Genomic DNA, 21,464 nt, shown 5'->3' with positions numbered 1-21,464 from the left:
ATTATTTTACTCTGTGTAATAAATAAAGGGCGCTTAGATGCCCTGTACACGGCGAGGCTCTCCCCCCTTGCCACGCGTGAGAACGTAAAAAAAGCACTCATACTCAGGAGCACTCTCAATTATGTTTAAGAATGCATTTGCTAACCTGCAAAAGGTCGGTAAATCGCTGATGCTGCCGGTATCCGTACTGCCTATCGCAGGTATTCTGCTGGGCGTCGGTTCCGCGAATTTCAGCTGGCTACCCGCCGTTGTATCGCATGTTATGGCAGAAGCAGGCGGTTCCGTCTTTGCAAACATGCCATTGATTTTTGCGATCGGTGTCGCCCTCGGCTTTACCAATAACGATGGCGTATCCGCGCTGGCCGCGGTTGTTGCCTATGGCATCATGGTTAAAACCATGGCCGTAGTTGCGCCACTGGTACTGCATTTACCTGCTGAAGAAATCGCCTCTAAACACCTGGCGGATACTGGCGTACTCGGGGGGATCATCTCCGGTGCGATCGCAGCGTACATGTTTAACCGTTTCTACCGTATTAAGCTGCCTGAGTATCTTGGCTTCTTTGCCGGTAAACGCTTTGTGCCGATCATTTCTGGTCTGGCTGCCATCTTTACTGGCGTAGTGCTGTCTTTCATCTGGCCACCGATTGGTACTGCAATCCAGACCTTCTCTCAGTGGGCTGCTTACCAAAACCCGGTAGTTGCGTTTGGCATTTATGGTTTCATCGAACGTTGCCTGGTACCGTTTGGTCTGCACCACATCTGGAACGTACCTTTCCAGATGCAGATTGGTGAATACACCAACGCAGCAGGTCAGGTTTTCCACGGCGACATTCCGCGTTATATGGCGGGTGACCCGACTGCGGGTAAACTGTCAGGCGGCTTCCTGTTCAAAATGTACGGTCTGCCAGCTGCTGCAATTGCTATCTGGCACTCTGCTAAACCAGAAAACCGTGCGAAAGTGGGCGGTATCATGATCTCCGCGGCGCTGACCTCGTTCCTGACCGGTATCACCGAGCCGATCGAGTTCTCCTTCATGTTCGTTGCGCCGATCCTGTACATCATCCACGCGATTCTGGCAGGTCTGGCATTCCCAATCTGTATTCTTCTGGGGGTGCGCGACGGTACGTCGTTCTCGCACGGTCTGATCGACTTCATCGTTCTGTCTGGTAACAGCAGCAAACTGTGGCTGTTCCCGATCGTCGGTATCGGTTATGCGATTGTTTACTACACTATCTTCCGCGTGCTGATTAAAGCACTGGATTTGAAAACGCCGGGTCGTGAAGACGCGACTGATGATGCAAAAGCGACAGGTACCAGCGAAATGGCACCGGCTCTGGTTGCTGCATTTGGTGGTAAAGAAAACATCACTAACCTCGACGCATGTATTACCCGTCTGCGCGTCAGCGTTGCTGATGTGTCTAAAGTCGATCAGGCTGGGCTGAAGAAACTGGGCGCAGCGGGCGTAGTGGTTGCTGGTTCTGGTGTTCAGGCGATTTTCGGTACTAAATCCGATAACCTGAAAACCGAGATGGATGAGTACATCCGTAACCACTAATCCGTAAGGCGTTGGGGAGACTAAGGCAGCCAGATGGCTGCCTTTTTTACAAGTGTTATTCAGAATTGATACGTGCCGGTAATGCTGAAATTACGCGGTGCGCCGTAGACGATAGAACCTTCCACGTTGGTATCGTAGGTTTTGTCAAACAGGTTATTGACGTTTCCCTGCAACGAGAAGTTTTTCGTCACCTGGTAGCGGGTGAAGAGATCCACCAGCGCGTAGCTACCTTGCTCGGCGCGGAAGGTGCCATACGGTGTCACTGTGTCGGTATACACGCGATTTTGCCAGTTAACACCACCGCCAACCGTCAACTCGGGCATGACAGGCAACCGATAGCTGGTGAACATTTTAACTGTGGTGCGTGGCAGATTAGGATTAACGGCGTTTCCTTCGTTATCTTCTGCAATATAGCGCGTTGCGCCAAACGTCAGCTGCCAGTTGTCGGTAATTGCACCGTTGAGTTCAAATTCCACACCTTTACTGACTGTCCCATCCACCGCTTTATAGGCGGTTTCTCCGTTGCTACCGGGGATAGGTGTACCGGTGGACTGGGCGACGTTATCCTGCTCAATACGGAAGATGGCTAACGTGGTGGTCAGACGGCTATTCATCCAGTCCGATTTCAGACCCAGCTCGTAGTTGTTACCGGTGATCGGCGCCAGATATTTGCCCGAACTGTCGCGATCTTTTTGTGGCTGAAAAATAGAGGTATAGCTGGCGTAGGTCGACCAGTTGTCATTGATGTCAAACACCAGACCAGCATAAGGCGTGGTGTGATTTTTCTCCATACTGTAAGTCAGCGTATCAACCCGCCAGTTGGTATAACGTGCGCCGAGGATCAGGTGCAATGGATCGGCAAGGGTGACACGGGTGGCGGCATATACCGATTTCATATGGGTGGTATCGTCCTGCGCCAGGCTCTGTGGTGACCAGTTGGTTTGTGGAAAATTGCCATTAAAGTTGTAGAAACTGCCAATTTCATCCGAGAAGATGTTGGCCCATGAGCTGAAGTAACGATTGTTTTGTTTGCTGTAACTGCCACCAAACATTAGATTGTGCTGACGACCAAACAATTCATAACTACCGTCAGCGAACAAATCCAGCGCATCAACTTTACGTTTGCCACTGTTCCAACCGGTGCCGCCGACATAATCAAAACCTGGCCCATAATTACTGTATGGCCCGACCAGCATACCATCCGCTTTGTTTACATAGGCATCGACATACATCATTTTGCTGTCAAATTCGACTTCGGAGTGGGTGGCATTCAGCGTCGCTTGCCAGGTCTCAGCAAACCGCTGCTTCAGGGTCATAAAGACCTTGTTGATCTCTTTATCGTTGTACGCCCAGTCAGGTGCGGTACTGCGCGCGCGATCGTAACTGTTGCTGCTGCCATCAGTATTCCAGCGCGGTAAACCGCCCCAGGTTGGGCTATTAACATCAATGCGCTGATATTCGTAACCGGCTGAAAGCGTTGTAAGATCGCCTAAATCAGCATCGACAATGCCGGAGAAGAAGGTTTTTTCACTGTTGTAGCGATCCAGCCATGAGTCGTTATTCTGGTAGCCGCCGACAATTCGTGCGCGGATTTTACCATCTTCGGTTAGTGGGCTTTGTAAATCCACCACATACCGTTCTTTGTTCCAGCTACCGTATTCTGCTGAGATATCGCCTTTAAATTCACGACTGGTCGCGTGTTTTCGCACCATATTAATTGCCGCAGATGGATTACCCGTACCTGTCATGAGTCCTGTCGCGCCACGCACCACCTCTACACGTTCAAATAGAGCCATATCAGAAAGTGCGTCGCCCAGATTCCAGCGCGATTCAAAATAGGTGGGGATACCATCAACCATATAGTTATCGATCTGGAATCCGCGGGAATAATAAAGAACGCGATCGGAATCTGCCTGACTTTTGCTGATCCCCAGCGTGTTTTCCATCACTTCGCCCAGCGTTTGTAACTGCTGATCTTCCATCCGCTGCTGGCTAACAATGGTGACCGACTGAGGAATATCACGTTGAGTCATCTGCATTTTGGTACCCGCAGAGGTAGACGTTACGCTGTAATCATTTTCGTCATCATCTGGAGCAGTTGCTGACCCCTCAACAATCACCGTTTCTTCAGTGGCTGGTGCGGCAAAAGCGGTGGAAGGTAATAGTGCCAGTGCTATGCAGGCGGCAAGCAGTGACGGTTTGGTGGTAGCTTGATGTTGATTATCCCTGCTAAATTGTGTCGAAAGCATTTGAAATCTCTTGGTTTATATTGTCGTCAGACTCACTCCGGAAGGGGGGATGAGTGGTTATATTTAGTGTGCTAATAGTTTTGCACGCAAACGCAAATGAGAAATATACGCATTCATGTTTATTGTGTAAACCAAACAAAGAATGTCTTTTCAGCGCATTCGAAGGCAGAAATGGAAATAATGGCGATATATGCGGCAGCAAAACGATTTTTTGCTTAAGAAATCGTGAGTTAAGGTTGAAAGAGCAGGTTTAACTCGACCATACTCTATACTCGCAGTGTGGCGCGGCGTAGCATGGCGCAACGCATGGCTATTTGAAAAAGGAAAATGTCGTGGCAGAAGAAACTATATTTAGCAAAATTATTCGTCGTGAGATCCCCTCCGATATCGTCTACCAGGATGATCTGGTAACGGCGTTTCGCGATATTTCGCCGCAAGCGCCAACGCATATTCTGATTATTCCGAATATCCTCATTCCTACCGTGAACGACGTGTCAGCTGAGCACGAGCAGGCGCTAGGGCGTATGATCACGGTAGCAGCAAAAATCGCTGAGCAAGAAGGCATTGCCGAAGATGGCTATCGTCTGATCATGAACACCAACCACCATGGTGGACAAGAGGTGTATCACATCCATATGCACTTGTTGGGTGGCCGTCCGCTGGGGCCAATGCTGGCGCATAAAGGTCTGTAACGATGAGAAAAGGATGCTTTGGGCTGGTGTTTCTGGCGCTGTTACTGCTGGTAGGTTGTCGTTCACATCCGGAAATTCCGGTGAATGATGAACAATCGCTGGTGATGGAGTCATCTTTACTGGCTGCGGGCATCAGTGCAGAAAAGCCTGTGCTTTCGACGTCTGATATTCAACCTTCAGCATCCTCAACGCTTTATAACGAAAGGCAAGAACCCGTTACCGTTCATTATCGTTTTTACTGGTATGACGCCAGAGGGCTGGAGATGCATCCTCTGGAAACGCCACGCAGCGTTACCATTCCCGCACATTCGGCGGTAACGCTGTATGGCAGCGCCAATTTTCTGGGGGCGCACAAAGTCAGACTTTATCTATATTTGTAAGGGGTGAATCTTGATGACTAAAATGAGTCGCTACGCCTTGATTACTGCGCTGGCGATGTTTCTCGCCGGGTGTGTGGGGCAACGAGAGCCTGCTCCGGTAGAAGAAGTGAAACCCGCGCCGGAACAACCTGCCGAGCCACAACAGCCTGTACCTACGGTGCCATCGGTGCCGACGATCCCGCAGCAGCCAGGGCCAATTGAGCACGAAGATCAAACAGCACCGCCTGCGCCGCATATTCGCCATTATGACTGGAATGGCGCAATGCAGCCGATGGTCAGTAAGATGCTTGGGGCTGATGGCGTGACTGCAGGTAGCGTCCTGTTGGTTGATAGCGTTAACAACCGTACTAACGGTTCGCTGAATGCCGCAGAAGCGACCGACACGCTGCGAAATGCACTGGCTAATAACGGTAAATTTACCCTGGTTTCTGCCCAGCAGCTGTCGATGGCTAAGCAACAGTTAGGTTTGTCGCCGCAGGACAGTTTAGGCACCCGTAGTAAAGCCATAGGCATTGCCCGCAATGTCGGCGCTCATTACGTGCTGTACTCCAGCGCCTCTGGCAACGTCAACGCTCCGACCCTACAAATGCAGCTGATGCTGGTGCAGACGGGCGAAATTATCTGGTCAGGTAAAGGTGCCGTTTCGCAGCAATAATTCCATCACGCGCGATGAATTGCTGTCGCGCTTTTTCCCGCAGTTTCATCCCGTTACGACGTTTAATAGTGGGCTTAGCGGCGGGAGTTTTCTCATTGAACATCAGGGTCAGCGTTTTGTTGTACGTCAGCCGCACGATCCTGATGCGCCGCAGTCCGCATTCTTACGCCAGTATCGGGCTTTATCACAATTACCCGTATGCATTGCACCGAAGCCACATTTATATCTCCGTGAATGGATAGTGGTTGACTATCTGCCCGGCGAGGTAAAAACGCATTTGCCGGATACCAACGAACTGGCAGGCTTGCTGTATTATCTACATCAACGACCGCGTTTTGGCTGGCGAATAACGCTGTTGCCGTTACTGGAACTGTACTGGCAGCAAAGCGATCCGGCGCGGTGGACCGCGGGGTGGCTGCGAATGTTAAAACGTCTGCGCAAAGCGCGGGAACCACGGCCTTTACGTTTAAGTCCATTGCATATGGATGTCCATGCCGGAAATTTAGTGCATAGCGTGTCAGGGTTAAAACTCATCGACTGGGAGTATGCCGGAGATGGTGATATCGCGCTGGAACTGGCGGCGGTGTGGGTGGAAAATAGTGACCAGCACCGGCAATTGGTCAATGACTATGCCGTGCGCGCGAAGATTAATCCGACGCAATTATGGCGTCAGGTCAGGCGCTGGTTTCCCTGGCTGCTGATGTTGAAAGCAGGGTGGTTTGAGTACCGCTGGCGACAAACCGGCGATCAACAATTTATCAGGCTGGCCGATGACACCTGGCGGCAGCTATTAATAAAACAATAAGGAGAGCAGTGTGGGTCCAGTAATGTTGGATGTCGAAGGTTACGAACTGGACGCGGAAGAGCGTGAAATACTGGCGCATCCGCTGGTGGGAGGGCTGATTCTCTTTACGCGTAACTATCATGATCCTGCCCAGTTACGTGAACTTGTGCGCCAGATCCGCGCAGCTTCGCGTAATCATCTGGTGGTGGCGGTGGATCAGGAAGGTGGACGTGTGCAGCGTTTTCGTGACGGTTTTACCCGCTTGCCGGCGGCGCAATCATTCGCTGCGCTGTCAGGAATGGAAGAAGGTGGCAAGCTGGCGCAGGAGGCAGGTTGGTTGATGGCCAGCGAAATGATCGCCATGGATATTGATATCAGCTTTGCGCCAGTGCTGGACGTTGGGCATATCAGCGCGGCGATTGGCGAGCGTTCTTATCATTCCGATCCCGAAAAAGCCCTGGCAATCGCCAGGCAGTTCATTGATGGTATGCATGAAGCCGGAATGAAAACTACCGGCAAACACTTCCCTGGACACGGCGCAGTAACGGCAGACTCACACAAAGAGACGCCGTGCGACCCACGTCCGCAAGCGGAGATTCGCGCTAAAGATATGTCGGTCTTCAGTTCCTTAATCCGCGAAAATAAACTCGACGCCATTATGCCTGCACATGTGATCTACAGTGATGTTGATCCGCGTCCGGCGAGCGGCTCTCCTTACTGGCTGAAGACCGTTTTACGTCAGGAACTGGGTTTTGACGGCGTGATTTTCTCTGACGATTTATCGATGGAAGGTGCCGCGATTATGGGTAGTTATGCCGAACGCGGGCAGGCATCACTGGATGCGGGTTGCGATATGATCCTGGTCTGCAATAATCGTAAAGGGGCCGTCAGCGTGTTAGATAATCTGTCACCGATCAAGGCAGAACGTGTTACACGTTTGTATCATAAAGGTTCATTTTCGCGACAGGAACTGATGGACTCGGCTCGCTGGAAAGCGATCAGCAGCCGTCTGAATCAGTTACATGAACGCTGGCAGGAAGAGAAAGCAGGTTACTAACCCTGGCTTATGTGAGGAAGCGATGATTATCTATTTACACGGTTTTGACTCTAACAGTCCGGGTAACCACGAGAAAGTCTTACAATTGCAGTTTATTGACCCGGATGTACGCTTGATAAGCTACAGTACGCGGCATCCGAAACATGATATGCAGCATCTGCTCAAAGAAGTGGACAAAATGTTGCAACTGAACGTCGATGAGCGTCCGCTGATTTGCGGCGTTGGTCTGGGTGGATACTGGGCAGAGCGGATTGGTTTTCTTTGCGATATTCGTCAGGTGATCTTCAACCCTAATTTGTTCCCTTATGAGAACATGGAAGGCAAGATTGATCGCCCGGAAGAGTATGCCGATATTGCCACTAAGTGTGTGACCAACTTCCGCGAGAAGAATCGCGATCGTTGTCTGGTGATTTTGTCGCGTAATGATGAAGCGCTTAACAGCCAGCGGACATCTGAAGAATTGCATCATTATTACGAGATTGTCTGGGACGAAGAGCAGACGCACAAATTCAAGAATATTTCCCCGCATTTGCAGCGCATTAAGGCGTTCAAAACCCTCGGGTAAATGCCCTCGTCGCATCAGGTAACCTTGCCGTACCTGATGCGCCCCGGATTCTGTCGCTCGGAAAAGGCATTCACGCCGCATCCGACAGTCGTGCATTAATAGCTGATGCGCATCTTATCAGGCCGACCAAACGCCCTCGATATACGCTGCACCCTGTATCTCTCTTCCTTGGTTGCACAAATAATAAACAATAAATTCTGTTTTTTGATCTCACTCGGTAAAACAGCCTATCTTTTCAGCAACAAAACTTGATTAGCATCAATTTTGGTATGACCAATGCACCATTCATGTTATTCTCAATAACGAAGAACATTTTCATTGCTGTAACCTGTTGTTAATTAAGAGCTATGATGATAACTATTAATTAACAATTGGTTAATAAATTTAAGGGGGTCACGTTGACTACGCCATTGAAAAAAATTGTGATTGTCGGCGGCGGTGCTGGTGGACTGGAAATGGCGACACAGCTGGGGCATAAGCTGGGACGCAAGAAAAAAGCCAAAATTACGCTGGTAGACCGTAACCACAGCCACCTGTGGAAACCGCTGCTGCACGAAGTGGCGACTGGCTCGCTTGATGAAGGCGTCGATGCGTTGAGCTATCTGGCTCATGCGCGCAATCATGGTTTCCAGTTCCAGCTGGGGTCCGTAATTGATATTGATCGTGAAGCGAAAACAATCACTATTGCAGAGCTACGCGACGAGAAAGGTGAACTGCTGGTTCCGGAACGTAAAATCGCCTATGACACTCTGGTAATGGCGTTGGGTAGCACCTCTAACGATTTCAATACGGCAGGCGTTAAAGAGAACTGCATTTTCCTCGATAACCCGCACCAGGCGCGTCGCTTCCACCAGGAGATGCTGAATCTGTTCCTGAAATACTCTGCCAACCTGGGCGCGAATGGCAAAGTGAACATTGCGATTGTCGGCGGCGGCGCGACGGGTGTCGAACTCTCCGCTGAATTGCACAATGCCGTCAAGCAACTGCACAGCTACGGTTATAAAGGCCTGACCAACGAAGCCCTGAACGTAACGCTGGTAGAAGCGGGCGAACGAATTTTGCCTGCATTGCCGCCACGTATCTCTGCTGCGGCCCATAATGAGTTAACGAAACTGGGCGTTCGCGTGCTGACGCAAACCATGGTCACCAGTGCAGATAAAGGCGGCCTGCACACGAAAGATGGCGAATATATTGAGGCTGATCTGATGGTGTGGGCCGCAGGGATCAAAGCGCCAGACTTCCTGAAAGATATTGGTGGTCTCGAAACCAACCGTATCAACCAGCTGGTGGTGGAACCGACGCTGCAAACCACGCGCGATCCAGACATTTACGCTATTGGCGACTGCGCGTCATGCCCGCGTCCGGAAGGGGGCTTTGTTCCACCGCGTGCACAGGCCGCACACCAGATGGCGACCTGTGCAATGAACAACATTCTGGCGCAGATGAACGGTAATCCGCTGAAAAATTATCAGTATAAAGATCACGGTTCGCTGGTATCGCTGTCGAACTTCTCAACAGTCGGTAGTCTGATGGGTAATCTGACTCGTGGATCAATGATGATTGAAGGGCGTATTGCGCGCTTTGTGTATATCTCGCTGTACCGAATGCATCAGATTGCGCTACATGGTTACTTTAAAACCGGATTAATGATGCTGGTGGGGAGTATTAACCGCGTTATTCGTCCGCGTTTGAAGTTGCATTAATCGACGTACACTGGCGGATGTGGCGTAAACGCTTTATCCGCCCTTGGGGAACAGTGCGATCGATAGGCCTGATAAGATGCGTTAAGCGTCGCATCAGGCATCCCTTCAGATTCTTCTGAATCCCTCAGTTTTTCCTGTTCTTCCCGCGCTTTTCATCTTCTGTCTGATAGCTGCTTTTCTCCTTCGCTTGCATGATTGGCATAATTGCAAAGAAGGAGGTGTTCCCGTGAATAAATCAATGTTGGCGGGTATCGGGATTGGTGTCGCGGCTGCGCTGGGCGTAGCCGCAGTGGCCAGTCTGAACGTGTTTGAACGTGGCCCGCAATACGCTCAGGTTGTGTCTGCAACCCCAATCAAAGAAACGGTTAAAACACCGCGTCAGGAGTGTCGCAACGTCACAGTGACCCATCGTCGACCGGTGCAGGATGAAAATCGTATTACCGGGTCGGTGCTCGGCGCTGTTGCTGGCGGCGTGATAGGGCATCAGTTTGGTGGTGGTCGCGGTAAAGATGTCGCCACTGTTGTGGGGGCGCTGGGGGGGGGATATGCCGGTAACCAGATCCAGGGCTCTCTTCAGGAAGGCGATACTTACACTACCACGCAACAGCGTTGTAAAACGGTGTATGACAAGTCAGAAAAAATGCTCGGTTATGATGTGACCTATAAGATTGGCGATCAACAGGGCAAAATCCGCATGGACCGCGATCCGGGTACGCAAATCCCGTTAGATAGTAATGGGCAACTGATTTTGAATAACAAAGTATAACAAGGCTGTATTCTGCAATTTAGCCCCTCATTCGCTCAGGCTGAGGGGCTTTTTTTTGTGTTTTATTTCATCAGTTCGGGCCATAAACGCAAAGCAGTTCGGGCAATCTGCATCAGTTTTTCCAGCGATGCACCTTCGCGTGCACTGATCGACATCCCCTGAATAATACAATTAAGGAATTCAGCCAGATGCGTCACGTTACAGTGGGCCGGAATTTCCCCGCGCGCCTGTCGTTGACATAAAAACTGCTGCAAAGTGCGCTCTTGCATCGCGTGGCGTGATTTCAACGTATTGGCGATATCTCCTGAATCCGGGGAGAGCGTGGTGCAGTTGTTGATCATAAAGCAGCCAGCCGGGGTGTCTTTGCTGGTAAAGCAGCTGGCGATGGCAGCGAAATAGTCAGCCAGAGCAGACTCCACGCTTTTCTCTTCACAAAACAGCTGTGCTTCATGTTTAGCAGCAAAGCGATCAATATAGCGGTCGAGTACGGCGCGGAATAACCCCTCTTTGTTGGTAAATTCTGCGTATAGCGTGGGCGCTTTGGCTCCGGTCGCTTCGACGAGGTCCGCAAGAGAAGTCGCTTCATAACCGTGCTGCCAGAACAATTTCATGGCCTTATCAAGCGCGGTGTCCCTGTCGAACACTTTTGGGCGGCCACGGCTTTTTTTTACACATTGTGTTGAGTCAGTTGCCATGATGCCGTTGTACCTGGTGACTGTGAATGAAAGGTTATTATAAAAATAATCACCTCCGTTCACCAGTCCAGAGCCCATAAAAATAATTGCTTTCTATTTAACTGAAATTTAAAGATTTTTAAATTAATTAATGATTGTTATAAAAAACATCTTGTATGTGACGCAGATCACATCTATCATTTAGTTATCGATCGTTAAGTAATTGCTTGCGACGTCATTCATCTGCATAAGGCCACTATTATGAAAAACGTAAAAACCCTCATCGTTGCGGCGATTTTAAGCTCCATGTCATTTGCCAGCTTTGCGGCTGTCGAAGTTCAGTCAACGCCAGAAGGGCAACAAAAAGTAGGTACTATCAGTGCTAACGCGGGGACAAATCTGGGATCTCTGGAAGAGCAGCTGGCGCAAAAAGCGGATGAGATGGGCGCAAAATCTTTCCGTATTACTTCTGTAACCGGTCCGAATACCCTCCATGGAACAGCAGTAATTTATAAATAAGCATTAACCCTCATTAGTGCCTGCTACTGCTGATTTTTTTCCCCGCGACATGCTGTGTCGCGGGGATTTTTTTATCCGGAATTTACAGAGTTGGTGGGTTTACTTGATGGCGGTGGACATCCACCGGCATCCCGGAACGCACATCCATTACATGCTGCATCACTTCAGCGTCAGTTTGCGCGGCATCTTTAAATGATTGCATTGCACTGTTTAGCGTAATGGGTAGCAGCTGCGGGTCGTCATCAATCTTTTCGGACAGCGGCTGATGCACTTCAACCAGACGTGCACCATTTGGTTCGGCAGAGACTTTAATCGGGGTGTTGATGATATTCACTTTAGTACCTGGCGTGACCTGGCTGAATAGTGTTTTGATATCGTCATCACGCAGACGAATACAGCCAGAACTTACCCGCATGCCAATGCCGAAATCGGCGTTCGTACCGTGAAGCAAATAAACGCCGCCATAGGCCGCCAGGCGAATCGCATGATGGCCCATCGGGTTATCTGGTCCTGCGGGAACTACAGCCGGAAGCATGGATGGTGACTGTGTCGGATAGTGCAGGGAAGTGCAAAAGATTTGTAAATGTTGCAGATGGGGGCGCAGAAACGCCCCCGATCTAACCATTAAGCGATCGCGTTCTCTTCCAGTTCACGCATAAACTGGCGAACCCATTCGATACGTGCTTTCCGCTCGCTCAAATCCTGAATAAACTTCAGGCGCGTCGGGCCATCAAGGCGGTAATGCTGCGGCTGTTTTTGCAGCAACCCAATCAGCCAGGCTGGATTCACGTGATTTTTCTCGGCAAATTCGATCACGCCGCCTTTCTCATTACCTTCCAGCTTCCTGATCCCCAGTTTCTGCGCTTGCTGGCGCAGACGGGCAATATCCAGCAGGGTACGCGCCGGATCTGGCAACAGGCCGAAGCGATCGATAAGCTCGACTTTGATCTCTTCCAGTTCGTTTTCCGTTTTGGCGCTGGCAATTCGTTTATAGAACGACAAACGCGTATTCACGTCAGGGATGAAATCATCTGGCAATAGCGACGGCATCCGCAGCTCGACTTCTGTTTGCTGGCTGGTGAGATCTTCCAGCGACGGCTCGCGTCCGGCTTTCAGCGCATCGACGGCGTTTTCCAGCAACTCCATATACAGCGAGAAACCGATGGTTTCCATCGACCCGCTTTGTTCTTCGCCAAGCAGTTCACCGGCACCGCGGATCTCCAGATCGTGCGTTGCCAGCGCAAAACCTGCACCGAGATCTTCCAGCGAAGCAATTGCTTCAAGACGTTTTTGCGCATCGGTCGTCATCGCTTTTGGATGCGGCGTCAGCAACCATGCATATGCCTGATGATGCGAACGTCCGACGCGACCGCGCAACTGGTGAAGCTGCGCCAAACCGAAGTGATCCGCGCGTTCAATGATAATGGTGTTGGCGGTAGGGATGTCGATCCCGGTTTCGATAATGGTGGTACAAACCAGCACGTTGAAACGTTGATGATGGAAATCATTCATCACCCGTTCCAGCTCACGCTCACGCATCTGCCCGTGACCGATGGCAATCCGCGCTTCTGGCACCAGTTCTGCCAGCCGGTCGGCGGCTTTCTGGATGTTTTCCACATCATTGTAGAGATAATAAACCTGACCCCCGCGCAAAATTTCACGCAGAATCGCCTCCCGGACCACCTGACTGTCATACTCACGGACAAAGGTTTTGACCGCCAGACGACGGGCGGGCGGTGTGGCAATAATCGACAGATCGCGCATTCCGCTCATCGCCATATTCAGCGTACGTGGGATCGGCGTAGCGGTAAGCGTCAGAATATCCACGTTCGCCCGCATCGCTTTAATGCGCTCTTTATGACGCACCCCGAAGCGGTGTTCTTCATCGACAATCAGCAAGCCTAAATCTTTAAACTTGACGTCATTTTGCAGCAGTTTGTGCGTACCGATCAGAATATCGATTTTCCCTTCCGCCACTTCCGCAAGGATTTGCGTCTGCTCTTTGGCGCTGCGGAAACGGGAGATCATTTCGATACGTACCGGCCAGTTGGCGAAACGGTCACGGAAGTTGTCGTAATGCTGCTGCGCGAGAAGGGTGGTAGGCACCAGCACCGCCACCTGCTTGTGGTTATCTACTGCCAGGAAAGCGGCGCGCATCGCCACTTCTGTTTTACCAAAGCCAACATCGCCGCACACCAGACGATCCATTGCCAGCGGCTGGCACATATCGCTAAGTACTGCGTTAATGGCCTGCGCCTGATCCGGCGTGGTTTCAAACGGGAAACTGTCACAGAACAATTGATACTGCTCGCGATCGTGTTTAAACGCGAAGCCCTCTTTGGCTGCGCGTTGCGCGTAGATATCCAGCAATTCAGCCGCCACATCACGCACTTTTTCTGCCGCTTTTTGCCGCGCGCGTGACCATGCATCGCCGCCAAGTTTATGCAGCGGGGCATTTTCTTCTGCACCTCCCGCGTAACGGCTAATCAGATGCAGTGACGATACCGGAACATACAATTTGGCGTCGTTGGCATAGGTGAGCATCAAATACTCGCCGGTAATGCCGCCCGCTTCCAGCGTGGTCATTCCTGCATAGCGCCCGACGCCGTGCTCCAGATGGACCACCGGCTGACCAATATGCAGCTCCGCAAGATTACGGATCAGCGTATCGGGGTTGATGGCGCGCCGTGAGTCCTGACGACGACGGGCAACGCGTTCACCGAGCAGATCGCTTTCACAAATCAGCGCCAGATTACGTACAGTATCGACAAAACCATGCTCTGCTGCGCCAATCATCAGATAACGCCCGCGTTCGCTGGCCTCATCGAGACGCATAATACGTTGCGGGGAAATTTTAATTCGCGCGAGCAGTTCACCCAGCGCTTCACGGCGACCTTCACTTTCTACCGAGAACACCACCGGGCCGTCGAAAGACTCGAGGAACTTGCGCAGCGCGTCCAGCGGCGATTTTTGTTGTGCCTGAATGGCCAGATCTGGCAGCGTCTGAAAACCTAAATTGATATTCGCTGCTTTTGTCGGTAAATGTTCTGTTTTTAACTGCACGCGAGGCCAGTTTTTCAGCTCTGAGAAGAGCTCCTCCACCCGCAGCCAAAGCGATTGTGGTGGCAGTAGTGGGCGCATCGGGTCGACGCCGCGATTCTCAAAACGCGCCAGCGTATCTGCCTGGAAACGTTCGGCACTGTTTTCCAGATCGCCAGTATTCACCAGCAATGTATTGGCAGGGAAATAACTGAACAGCGGCGGCAGCGGTTCGCTGAAGAATAGCGGCTGCCAGTACTCGATCCCGGCAGGCAATGTGCCTTTACTCACTTGCTGGTAAATATGTTCCGGATCGCGTTTTACTTCGAAGGTATCGCGCCACTGACTGCGGAACAGCTCAATCGCCGCTTTATCGGTGGGGAATTCGTGTGCGGGTAGCAGATTGATCGCTTCTACTTCTTCCAGCGTACGCTGGCTATCAACGTCAAATACGCGCAGGCTATCGATTTCATCATCAAAGAAATCAAGACGATAGGGCAAGTCGTTGCCCATCGGGAAAAGATCCAGCAACGCGCCGCGCGTGGCGTATTCGCCGTGTTCCATCACCTGATCAACATGGCGATAACCGGCGCTGTCCAGTTGGGTTCGCAATGCATCTCGTGACAGGCGCTGACCTTTTTTCATCACCAGCGCATGACCGTGGAGAAAACTGTGTGGGCAAACGCGTTGCATAAGCGTATTCACCGGAACAATCAGTACGCCGCGCTGCATCGTTGGTAGCTGATAAAGGGTGGAAAGACGCGAAGAGATAATGTCCTGATGAGGCGAAAAACTGTCGTAAGGGAGGGTTTCCCAGTCAGCCAGATTCATTACCATCTGGTCGGTGAACTGGCTGATTTCATCATGCAAACGCAGGGCATTTTGCATATCTGGTGCAATAAGCACCACCGGTCCGGCGTGACGTTCGGCAATTTCTGCCACCAGCGTCGCACAGGCAGCGCCGGTTAACTCGCCCAGCAGACGCTGCTCACCCGCTTTGACGGGCAGCGTATAACGATATTGTTCAGGCATAACGGTTGTCAGATTCTCGTTAGGGTATGCCGCAACATAGTGGGGCATATCTCTGATAAGCAATGTTGTTCATTATCCGTAATCGACATGGTTTAGCAAATTGATAAAACAGTTTCATGAGCACCACAATCGACAATAGCAGTGAAACATTAAACAACAAGGTACTTTAGCCGATTGATTTACGGGGGCTTTTCACATTAGCCCTGACGATCACTTACCGTTCAGACGTTTACCCATCTTGCTTTCGCTTATATACTCGTGTCTTTGCTACAGCAACCAGACGGATTTCATGTACCAACCTGTCGCTCTATTTATTGGCCTGCGTTACATGCGTGGGCGTGCAGCGGATCGCTTCGGTCGTTTCGTCTCCTGGCTTTCTACCATCGGCATTACCCTCGGGGTGATGGCGCTGGTCACTGTATTGTCAGTGATGAACGGCTTTGAGCGCGAGCTGCAAAACAACATCCTTGGCCTGATGCCACAGGCAATTCTCTCTTCTGAGCATGGCTCTCTTAACCCGCAGCAACTCCCGGAAACGGCAGTCAAACTGGATGGCGTTAACCGCATCGCACCTGTCACTACCGGTGATGTTGTACTGCAAAGCGCACGCAGCGTGGCGGTCGGGGTGATGCTGGGTATCGACCCGGCACAAAAAGATCCACTAACGCCGTATCTGGTCAATGTGAAACAAGCTGACCTCGAGCCGGGTAAATATAATGTCATCCTCGGCGAACAACTTGCCTCACAGTTGGGCGTCAATCGCGGTGATCAAATCCGCGTGATGGTGCCATCTGCCAGCCAGTTCACGCCGATGGGTCGTATTCCAAGTCAGCGCCTGTTCAATGTGATTGGTACTTTTGCCGCTAACAGTGAAGTCGATGGCTATGAAATGCTGGTGAATATTGAGGATGCCTCGCGTCTGATGCGTTATCCGGCAGGCAATATTACCGGCTGGCGTTTGTGGCTGGATGAGCCGCTGAAAGTGGATTCTTTAAGCCAGCAAAAACTGCCTGAAGGCAGCAAATGGCAGGACTGGCGTGACCGTAAAGGCGAGTTGTTCCAGGCCGTACGCATGGAAAAAAATATGATGGGCTTACTGCTGAGCCTGATTGTCGCCGTTGCGGCGTTTAACATTATTACGTCGCTGGGGCTGATGGTGATGGAGAAGCAGGGCGAAGTAGCGATTTTGCAAACGCAAGGCTTAACTCCGCGACAAATCATGATGGTCTTTATGGTACAAGGGGCCAGCGCCGGGATTATCGGTGCAATCCTCGGAGCGTCGTTTGGCGCACTGCTTGCCAGCCAGTTGAATAATCTGATGCCGATAATCGGCGTCCTGCTTGATGGTGCGGCACTGCCGGTCGCTATCGAACCTTTACAGGTCATTGTTATTGCGCTGGTGGCGATGGCTATCGCGCTGCTCTCTACGCTTTACCCTTCATGGCGCGCTGCCGCCACTCAACCCGCTGAGGCTTTACGTTATGAATAAGATCCTGTTGCAATGCGACAACCTGTGCAAACGCTATCAGGAAGGCAGTGTGCAAACCGATGTGCTGCACAATGTCAGTTTCAGCGTGGGCGAAGGTGAAATGATGGCGATTGTCGGTAGCTCTGGTTCTGGTAAAAGCACCTTGCTGCACCTGCTGGGCGGGCTAGATACGCCAACCTCCGGCGATGTGATCTTTAACGGTCAGCCTATGAGCAAACTGTCTTCGGCGGCGAAAGCAGAACTGCGCAACCAGAAGCTGGGCTTTATTTATCAGTTTCACCATCTGCTGCCGGATTTCACCGCGCTGGAAAACGTCGCCATGCCGCTGCTGATTGGCAAGAAAAAGCCCGCTGAAATCAACAGCCGAGCGTTGGAAATGCTAAAAGCGGTGGGGCTGGAGCATCGAGCGAACCACCGCCCGTCAGAGCTTTCTGGTGGCGAACGCCAGCGTGTGGCGATTGCCCGTGCGCTGGTCAATAACCCGCGTCTGGTACTGGCAGATGAACCTACCGGTAACCTTGATGCGCGTAACGCCGACAGCATCTTCCAGTTGCTTGGGGAGTTGAATCGCTTGCAGGGCACCGCCTTTTTGGTGGTGACTCACGACCTGCAACTGGCGAAACGCATGAGCCGCCAGTTAGAAATGCGCGATGGTCGTTTGACGGCAGAATTGAGCCTGATGGGGGCAGAGTAATGGCGATGCCTTTATCGTTATTAATTGGCCTGCGTTTTAGCCGCGGACGGCGACGTGGCGGCATGGTGTCGTTGATCTCCGTCATTTCTACCATCGGCATTGCCCTCGGCGTGGCGGTATTGATCGTCGGTTTAAGCGCGATGAACGGCTTTGAACGCGAACTGAACAATCGTATTCTGGCGGTGGTACCGCATGGCGAAATTGAGGCGGTGGATCAGCCGTGGACTAACTGGCAGGAAGCATTGGATAACGTGCAAAAAGTGCCGGGTATTGCCGCAGCTGCGCCGTATATTAATTTCACCGGACTGGTGGAAAGTGGCGCGAATCTGCGCGCAATTCAGGTTAAGGGCGTTAACCCGCAACAGGAGCAGCGTCTGAGCGCATTACCCTCATTTGTCCAGAGGGATGCCTGGCGCAATTTTAAAGCGGGTGAGCAGCAGATTATTATCGGCAAAGGTGTGGCAGATGCGCTGAAAGTGAAGCAGGGGGATTGGGTGTCGATTATGATCCCCAACTCGAATCCCGAGCATAAACTGATGCAGCCAAAACGTGTGCGTTTGCACATTGCCGGTATTTTGCAGTTGAGTGGCCAACTCGATCACAGTTTTGCCATGATCCCGCTGGCAGATGCTCAGCAATATCTTGATATGGGTTCCAGCGTGTCAGGTATTGCCCTTAAAATGACGGATGTTTTCAACGCCAATAAGCTGGTACGCGATGCGGGTGAAGTGACCAACAGCTATGTTTATATTAAAAGCTGGATTGGTACTTACGGCTATATGTATCGCGATATCCAGATGATCCGTGCCATTATGTATCTGGCGATGGTACTGGTGATTGGCGTGGCCTGTTTCAACATCGTCTCCACCTTAGTGATGGCGGTGAAAGACAAGAGTGGCGATATCGCAGTATTAAGAACGCTGGGGGCGAAAGATGGCTTAATTCGCGCCATCTTTGTCTGGTATGGATTGTTGGCAGGGCTGTTCGGCAGCCTGTGTGGTGTGATTATCGGCGTAGTGGTTTCACTGCAACTTACCCCGATTATTGAGTGGATTGAAAAGTTGATCGGCCATCAGTTCCTCTCCAGCGATATCTATTTTATTGATTTCCTGCCATCGGAATTGCACTGGCTGGACGTCTTCTACGTACTGGTCACAGCATTGTTGCTGAGTCTTTTGGCAAGTTGGTATCCTGCGCGGCGCGCCAGTAATATTGACCCTGCGAGAGTCCTTAGCGGCCAGTAAAGGCAGTACATTAAAACAAGGAGCGGCAATGTATTACGGGTTTGATATTGGTGGAACGAAAATTGCGCTAGGTGTGTTTGATAGCGGTCGGCAGCTACAGTGGGAAAAGCGGGTGCCGACACCGAGTGACAGCTATGACGCATTTTTAGATGCAGTGTGTGATCTGGTGGCCGAAGCTGACCAGCGTTTTGGTTGTAAAGGTTCTGTCGGCATCGGTATTCCTGGAATGCCGGAAACAGAAGATGGCACACTTTATGCCGCTAATGTTCCCGCCGCCAGCGGTAAACCGCTACGTGCCGACCTGAGCGCACGTCTTGATCGCGATGTACGCCTTGATAACGATGCCAACTGTTTTGCCCTTTCTGAAGCCTGGGATGATGAATTTACTCAATATCCATTGGTGATGGGGTTGATTCTCGGCACTGGCGTTGGCGGTGGACTGATTTTCAACGGTAAACCAATTACCGGTAAAAGCTACATTACCGGCGAGTTTGGCCATATGCGTTTGCCGGTCGATGCGTTAACCATGATGGGGCTGGATTTCCCGTTACGCCGCTGCGGCTGTGGTCAGCATGGCTGCATTGAAAATTATCTGTCTGGTCGCGGTTTTGCGTGGCTGTATCAACACTATTATCATCAACCGTTGCAGGCTCCCGAAATTATTGCGCTTTATGATCAAGGCGATGAGCAGGCAAGGGCGCACGTTGAGCGTTACCTGGATTTATTAGCGGTTTGTCTGGGAAATATCCTGACCATTGTTGACCCTGACCTGGTGGTTATTGGGGGGGGGGTTATCGAATTTCCCGACGCTCACAACGCAACTGGTGGGTAGGCTTTCTCGTCATCTTTTACCTGTAGCTCGTGTTCCGCGCGTTGAACGCGCGCGCCACGGTGATGCGGGAGGAATGCGTGGTGCGGCCTTCCTACATCTAACCGATTAACAACAGAGGTTGCTATGCTGTCGCGTCGGGGTCATCGGTTAAGTCGTTTTCGTAAAAATAAACGCCGCCAGCGCGAGCGTTTGCGTCAGCGTATTTTTTTCAGAGATAAAGTGGTGCCGGAAGCAATGGAAAAACCAAGAGTGCTCGTACTGACAGGAGCGGGGATTTCTGCGGAATCAGGTATTCGTACCTTTCGCGCCGCAGATGGCCTGTGGGAAGAACATCGTGTTGAAGATGTGGCAACGCCGGAAGGTTTCGATCGCGATCCTGAACTGGTGCAAGCGTTTTATAACGCCCGTCGTCAACAGTTGCAGCAGCCAGACATTCAGCCTAACGCCGCGCATCTTGCGCTGGCTAAACTGCAAGATACTCTCGGCGATCGCTTTTTGCTGGTGACGCAGAATATTGACAACCTGCATGAACGCGCAGGTAATACCAATGTGATTCATATGCATGGGGAACTGCTGAAAGTACGTTGTTCGCAAAGCGGTCAGGTCCTCGACTGGACTGGAGACGTGACGCCAGACGATAAATGTCATTGTTGCCAGTTCCCGGCACCTTTGCGCCCGCATGTAGTGTGGTTTGGCGAAATGCCACTCGGCATGGATGAAATTTATATGGCGTTATCGATGGCCGATATTTTCATTGCTATTGGTACTTCCGGGCATGTTTATCCGGCGGCTGGGTTTGTCCATGAAGCGAAATTGCATGGTGCGCACACGGTTGAGCTAAATCTTGAACCGAGTCAGGTCGGTAATGAATTTGCCGAGAAATATTACGGCCCGGCAAGCCAGGTAGTGCCAGAGTTTGTTGAAAAGTTGCTGAAGGGGTTATAAAGCGGGAAAAATTTCCTGATGCGCTACGCTTATCAGGCCTACGAGGAAACGCAATTTATTGCATTTGCACGATGTTGTAGGCCGGATAAAGCGTTTACGCCGCATCCGGCATAATGCACGCGAACTTTACTGCCTCGTTTACCGCTTACTCGTCCATAGCAACGCGGCAATAAATGTACAGACACCTATCAACCTGGCCGTTAGTTATCATAATTAACCGTGGCTCGCGGGTGGTAAAAAGTAACAGAACACTTCCTTTTACATCGCTCATTGAAGATGATGCATGCGCCAGCATCGCTTTGCCATTTTGCCTGAGACTGGCTTCATTATTAATGTCGGGTAAAACTACAATAAACGGTGCAACTCCGGTTTGTTGGCGAAAAAGCTCGGCTTTACGCGCGATCTCTTCAGCATCTGGTACTCTGGCGTAGGGCGAAAGGCGACGACGGGATACCACGAACCATCTCTACCGACTCGGGAGGAATGACTGGAATGCCAGACAGAATCAACAATGATTCCTTCGGTATGAACGTAAGCGGCTCGTCAGAACCGTATTGATATTTACTGAGAGCTCAGATCAACTTTCCAGG

General features: G+C 51.2%; 17 protein-coding genes and 4 pseudogenes. 15 read left to right on the top strand and 6 right to left on the bottom strand.

All coding sequences use genetic code 11. The features are described from left to right. The first annotated feature begins 121 nt into the window (after positions 1-121). Positions 122-1,555 (top strand): PTS glucose transporter subunit IIBC, encoded by a 1,434-nt coding sequence (ptsG, locus tag A7090_RS12820; RefSeq protein ID WP_105274310.1) that lies wholly within the window; start codon positions 122-124, stop codon positions 1,553-1,555. Between the two features lie 59 nt (positions 1,556-1,614). Here the strand turns inward: ptsG and fhuE are convergent, their stop codons facing one another. Further along, positions 1,615-3,804 (bottom strand): ferric-rhodotorulic acid/ferric-coprogen receptor FhuE, encoded by a 2,190-nt coding sequence (gene fhuE, locus A7090_RS12815; protein WP_105274309.1) that lies wholly within the window; start codon positions 3,802-3,804, stop codon positions 1,615-1,617. Positions 3,805-4,136: 332 nt separating this feature from the next. On the opposite strand from fhuE, the gene hinT reads away from it, so the two are divergent. The 8 genes from hinT (at position 4,137) to A7090_RS12770 (ending at position 10,406) form a co-directional block, all read left to right on the top strand. Then, the gene (gene hinT, locus A7090_RS12805; RefSeq protein ID WP_105274307.1) at positions 4,137-4,496 is read left to right on the top strand and encodes a purine nucleoside phosphoramidase; all 360 of its coding nucleotides are present in this window, start codon (positions 4,137-4,139) and stop codon (positions 4,494-4,496) included. Between the two features lie 2 nt (positions 4,497-4,498). Continuing rightward, complete coding sequence (locus A7090_RS12800; RefSeq protein WP_105274306.1) at positions 4,499-4,876, top strand: YcfL family protein; 378 nt, start codon at positions 4,499-4,501, stop codon at positions 4,874-4,876. 13 nt (positions 4,877-4,889) lie between these two features. Then, on the top strand, positions 4,890-5,531 hold the full coding sequence (lpoB, locus tag A7090_RS12795; protein ID WP_105274305.1) for a penicillin-binding protein activator LpoB: 642 nt from the start codon (positions 4,890-4,892) through the stop codon (positions 5,529-5,531). After that, positions 5,512-6,336 carry a thiamine kinase gene (gene thiK, locus A7090_RS12790; RefSeq protein ID WP_105274304.1) on the top strand — a complete coding sequence of 275 codons (825 nt, stop codon included), beginning with the start codon at positions 5,512-5,514 and terminating at the stop codon, positions 6,334-6,336. Before lpoB ends, thiK begins: the two co-directional genes overlap by 20 nt. A gap of 10 nt (positions 6,337-6,346) precedes the next feature. Continuing rightward, a complete protein-coding gene (nagZ, locus tag A7090_RS12785) occupies positions 6,347-7,372 on the top strand; it encodes a beta-N-acetylhexosaminidase (RefSeq protein ID WP_105274303.1) in 1,026 nt (341 codons plus the stop codon). Positions 7,373-7,394: 22 nt separating this feature from the next. Continuing rightward, on the top strand, positions 7,395-7,937 hold the full coding sequence (gene ycfP / locus A7090_RS12780) for an alpha/beta hydrolase YcfP (protein WP_000587933.1): 543 nt from the start codon (positions 7,395-7,397) through the stop codon (positions 7,935-7,937). A gap of 398 nt (positions 7,938-8,335) precedes the next feature. After that, positions 8,336-9,640 carry an NADH-quinone dehydrogenase gene (ndh, locus tag A7090_RS12775; protein ID WP_105274302.1) on the top strand — a complete coding sequence of 435 codons (1,305 nt, stop codon included), beginning with the start codon at positions 8,336-8,338 and terminating at the stop codon, positions 9,638-9,640. Positions 9,641-9,866: 226 nt separating this feature from the next. Continuing rightward, positions 9,867-10,406 (top strand): glycine zipper 2TM domain-containing protein, encoded by a 540-nt coding sequence (locus tag A7090_RS12770; protein ID WP_105274301.1) that lies wholly within the window; start codon positions 9,867-9,869, stop codon positions 10,404-10,406. A gap of 62 nt (positions 10,407-10,468) precedes the next feature. Here A7090_RS12770 and comR read toward each other — a convergent pair whose 3' ends face one another. Beyond that, on the bottom strand, positions 10,469-11,101 hold the full coding sequence (gene comR, locus A7090_RS12765) for a TetR family copper-responsive transcriptional repressor ComR (RefSeq protein WP_105274338.1): 633 nt from the start codon (positions 11,099-11,101) through the stop codon (positions 10,469-10,471). Between the two features lie 240 nt (positions 11,102-11,341). On the opposite strand from comR, the gene bhsA reads away from it, so the two are divergent. Next, entirely contained in the window at positions 11,342-11,599 is a 258-nt protein-coding gene (bhsA, locus tag A7090_RS12760; RefSeq protein WP_105274300.1) for a multiple stress resistance protein BhsA, read from the top strand. A gap of 82 nt (positions 11,600-11,681) precedes the next feature. Here bhsA and ldtC read toward each other — a convergent pair. Together ldtC and mfd are read right to left on the bottom strand one after the other, a co-directional pair. Further along, positions 11,682-12,131, bottom strand: a pseudogene (gene ldtC, locus A7090_RS12755) (L,D-transpeptidase LdtC); the annotation flags it as partial. 92 nt (positions 12,132-12,223) lie between these two features. Continuing rightward, positions 12,224-15,670, bottom strand: coding sequence for a transcription-repair coupling factor (gene mfd, locus A7090_RS12750; RefSeq protein ID WP_105274299.1), 3,447 nt, complete (start codon positions 15,668-15,670; stop codon positions 12,224-12,226). A gap of 289 nt (positions 15,671-15,959) precedes the next feature. Here mfd and lolC point away from each other — a divergent pair, with 289 nt between their 5' ends. The 5 genes and pseudogenes from lolC (at position 15,960) to cobB (ending at position 20,874) form a co-directional block, all read left to right on the top strand. Then, positions 15,960-17,159, top strand: coding sequence for a lipoprotein-releasing ABC transporter permease subunit LolC (gene lolC / locus A7090_RS12745; protein ID WP_105274298.1), 1,200 nt, complete (start codon positions 15,960-15,962; stop codon positions 17,157-17,159). After that, the gene (lolD, locus tag A7090_RS12740) at positions 17,152-17,853 is read left to right on the top strand and encodes a lipoprotein-releasing ABC transporter ATP-binding protein LolD (protein ID WP_001033695.1); all 702 of its coding nucleotides are present in this window, start codon (positions 17,152-17,154) and stop codon (positions 17,851-17,853) included. Before lolC ends, lolD begins: the two co-directional genes overlap by 8 nt. Next, positions 17,853-19,097 (top strand): lipoprotein-releasing ABC transporter permease subunit LolE, encoded by a 1,245-nt coding sequence (gene lolE, locus A7090_RS12735; protein ID WP_105274297.1) that lies wholly within the window; start codon positions 17,853-17,855, stop codon positions 19,095-19,097. Before lolD ends, lolE begins: the two co-directional genes overlap by 1 nt. A gap of 28 nt (positions 19,098-19,125) precedes the next feature. Next, positions 19,126-20,038: pseudogene (nagK, locus tag A7090_RS12730) on the top strand (N-acetylglucosamine kinase). A 14-nt stretch (positions 20,039-20,052) separates the two neighbouring features. After that, positions 20,053-20,874, top strand: a complete 822-nt coding sequence (cobB, locus tag A7090_RS12725) for a Sir2 family NAD+-dependent deacetylase (RefSeq protein WP_105274296.1) — start codon at positions 20,053-20,055, stop codon at positions 20,872-20,874. Between the two features lie 187 nt (positions 20,875-21,061). Here cobB and A7090_RS12720 read toward each other — a convergent pair. Together A7090_RS12720 and A7090_RS12715 are read right to left on the bottom strand one after the other, a co-directional pair. Continuing rightward, positions 21,062-21,277: pseudogene (locus A7090_RS12720) on the bottom strand (hypothetical protein); the annotation flags it as partial. Further along, a pseudogene (locus A7090_RS12715) lies at positions 21,253-21,405 on the bottom strand (DUF3592 domain-containing protein); the annotation flags it as partial. The pseudogenes A7090_RS12720 and A7090_RS12715, both read right to left, overlap by 25 nt. Positions 21,406-21,464 lie beyond the last annotated feature (59 nt).

It is taken from the genome of Escherichia sp. MOD1-EC7003, assembly GCF_002965065.1.
GTDB lineage: Bacteria > Pseudomonadota > Gammaproteobacteria > Enterobacterales > Enterobacteriaceae > Escherichia.
Note: the sequence above shows the minus strand (reverse complement) of the source record. Positions and strands in the feature narration are given on the sequence as shown.